The sequence below is a fragment of the Micromonospora sp. H61 genome (assembly GCF_018070325.1).
GTDB lineage: Bacteria > Actinomycetota > Actinomycetes > Mycobacteriales > Micromonosporaceae > Micromonospora > Micromonospora salmantinae.
This window is the reverse complement of record NZ_JAGPXY010000173.1, coordinates 1-2,924: the sequence shown is the minus strand read 5'-3', so window position 1 is coordinate 2,924 and position 2,924 is coordinate 1. Positions and strand designations below refer to the sequence as shown.

Below are 2,924 nucleotides of genomic sequence, written 5' to 3'. Positions count from 1 at the left end.
GGTAGAGGGCGATGTCGTGCTCTTCGGCGTGGTCGAGGAACGCGCCGGCCTGCTGTGGGGTCCAGACCATGACTGGGCTGGGCCGCTCGCCGGCGTCGCGCCACCGTTGTACGGCTTTGGTGGTCCATACCCGGGCTTTGGGGCGTACCCCGGAGGGCAGTTCGATGTGGGCGGCGGGGTTGAAGTCGATGAGCCGGTTGTTGCCGCGGCGGATGGCGTCGTTGAGTGCCTTGCGCAGGGTGGCGCGGATGCGGTGCATGCTGGCCGGTTTAGTGGTGCGCAGGCCGCAGACGCTGGCGCGGGTGGCGGGGTCGTCGCTCTGGCGGGCGATCTCGATGGCGGTGCTGCCCTCGGCGATGGCGGCGAACATGGTCTCGACGTGTGCTCCACCCGTAGTTTCACCAGGGCGATGGCACCGAGGTGCGGGACCAGGTGGACGCGGATATGCGACTCGTAGGCCAGCAACGTGTTGGGTTGGACGCTGCTGAGGCTGCGGCGGGATGCCAGCCATGACTGCAGGTACTCGCCGACGGTGGTCGTGACGGTGGCGGGCAGTCCGGCGCGGACCCGCCGGGCGATGGTGTCGCGGTCCGGCAGTGGTGCGCCGGCGGTGACGGCGAGGAGCATGTCGGCGATCTCGGCGGCGACTGCCTGGTCGTCAGCGGCGAGGGCGAGCAGGGCTTTGGCATGGTCGCGGTCGCCGGTGGCGGCGTCGCGGGTGTCGAAGGTGCTGCGGCGTAGTTGCCGGCGCGCCTGGCCGGGGTGGGTGGGCAGTTCGAGTTGGTAGGCCCACCTGCCGTGGGTGGCATTCCACGCTCCGCTCGCGCGGCGGATAAGGGGGCAGCGATTGCCGAGTTTGCGGCCCTCGCCGTCTCGGCACGAACAGCGTTTGAAGACCGAACCTGTCCTACTCGGGTGTGTCCCTCGGGTCGGTCGTGCGGCAGTAGGTGGTTGCGGGTTGGGTCGGGGGTGATCCGGGATTGTCTTTCGGCCTGGGATTGGGTCGTGTTCCGGTGCTGGTGCCGACGGCTCGCCGTGGTGGTTGGGCGGTAGGTGTAGGGCGTGGAGGATGGCCGCAACAGGCACGCGGTAGCGGCTGCCGAATCGGAGCACAGGCAGGGGGAACTGGCCGGACTTGGCCAGGTCGTACGCGACCGAACGAGACAGCCCCATGATCCGCGCAGTGGTCGTCAGATCGGTAACTGCGCCCAAGGCGCTGATTCGCTCACCAGTCCAACTGTTGTCCTGGCCGTCGCCGCTCGGCCCAGGCAGTGATACCGGTCCGAGAACATGTTCCGAGGTCTTCATCGCAGAGTGGCCCGCCCAATGACCAAAAGAGTCGATTCCTGACAGCGAATGGAGGTCAACGCCAAGCGAGGGTCTTCTGCGAGACAGAGCGTCGACGACTACGGGAAGCCCGCTACTCCCTGTAGATAGTTCGAACCAAGCACTGACAGTGTGTGGTGAAAGTCAGTGGCAGGTGCACCGCATCCCCCCGAGTCGGATATCTGACCTCGATTGGTCGGTCGGGCACTTAGCGACTCTTGTCGGCGGGACGCTGTTGGCCGAGTGATCGATGTGTGGGCCGTAGTGGCTCGGGCTAGCGTCGTCGATCTAGTGCAAGTTTGTGGGAGATGAGCTGTGGGATATCGCTTCAACGCTCCGCCGAATTGGCCAACCCCGCCGCAGGGTTGGGCACCCGGTCCTGGGTGGAACCCGGACCCGGCATGGGGACCTCCGCCGCCGGGGTGGCAGCTATGGATCGCCGATGCACCGATCGCCGCGCCCGTACTGCAGCCACTACCTGCTCCTCCCGTGGAGGCCTCTCCCATGCCACAGACCGTCCCGCCGCAACGCGCCGACGATCCTGAGATTCCGCTGTTCGGGGCGCGGACTAAGGCACGCGAACTTGCTGCGGAGGTGACACATCTCAGAGCGGAGCTGGAGCGGGCCCGGCTAGAGATGAACCGCCTCGGAGTACTGCCCGCGGCAGAGCTCGAGCAGTACAGGGAACGGCTGACGCGAGAAATCACTGAACAGACCGCCGCAGCCCAAGCGCAGAAGGCTGACCTGGAGCGCCAGCTGCGGGACCTTAGTCTGCAGGTCGTGGTGACCGAGGAGACGGCGCTGCTGCAGGAGGCTGGCGTCTACGACTACCGGCACCCCCTGTCAGACGCGGTCGCATACCAGAGCGCACTGGCTGGGCTGCAGGCCAAGATCAAGAACATGGCTAAGCGGGAAGGCGGCGCGGTCCTCGCCGCGACTGGCTGGACGGTGAACGGCTCAGCTGCCGAAGGGCGGGTGATGGTCCGGGACTTCTCCAAGCTGCTGCTGCGGGCGTACAACGCCGAAGCCGACAACCTGGTACGGGGCCTGAAGCCCTACAAGCTCGCCTCGGCGGTCGAGCGCCTGGGCAAGGTCGCTGCGACGATCGCCAAGCTAGGCAAGACGATGCACATCCGCATCTCGGAGGACTACCACCGGCTGCGGGTCCGGGAGTTAGAGATCACGGCTGACCACCAAGCAAAGCTCGCCGAGGAGAAGGAACGCGAGCGCGAAGAGAAGGCGCGACTGCGCGAGGAGCGACGGGTTCAACAGGAAATCGACCGCGAGCGTGCCCGTCTCGACAAGGAACGTCAGCACTACGCCAACGCCCTCGCCGCCCTGCAAGCTAAAGGCGACGTAGACGGCGCCGCCCAGATGCAGGAGCGGCTGTCGCAGATCGACACCGCCATCGAAGACGTGGACTACCGAGCCGCCAACGTCCGCGCTGGCTACGTGTACGTCATTTCAAACCTGGGAGCCTTCGGCGAGAAGGTAGTCAAGATCGGCATGACCCGCCGCCTCGACCCATTGGACCGGGTCCGGGAACTCAGCGACGCCTCCGTCCCCTTCAACTTCGACGTCCACGCACTCTTCTTCTC

At 66.3% G+C, this 2,924-nt stretch carries 1 protein-coding gene and 2 pseudogenes; 1 reads left to right on the top strand and 2 read right to left on the bottom strand.

Features of this window, described 5'->3' with window-relative positions; genetic code table 11:
• Together KBX08_RS34280 and KBX08_RS34275 are read right to left on the bottom strand one after the other, a co-directional pair.
• Positions 1-370, bottom strand: a pseudogene (locus KBX08_RS34280) (site-specific integrase); the annotation flags it as partial.
• Positions 371-441: 71 nt separating this feature from the next.
• Positions 442-627, bottom strand: a pseudogene (locus tag KBX08_RS34275) (site-specific integrase); the annotation flags it as partial.
• Between the two features lie 1,203 nt (positions 628-1,830).
• On the opposite strand from KBX08_RS34275, the gene KBX08_RS32770 reads away from it, so the two are divergent.
• Positions 1,831-2,924, top strand: a 1,094-nt coding sequence (locus tag KBX08_RS32770; RefSeq protein WP_210787632.1) for a DUF4041 domain-containing protein, incomplete at its 3' end; no start/stop codon positions are given.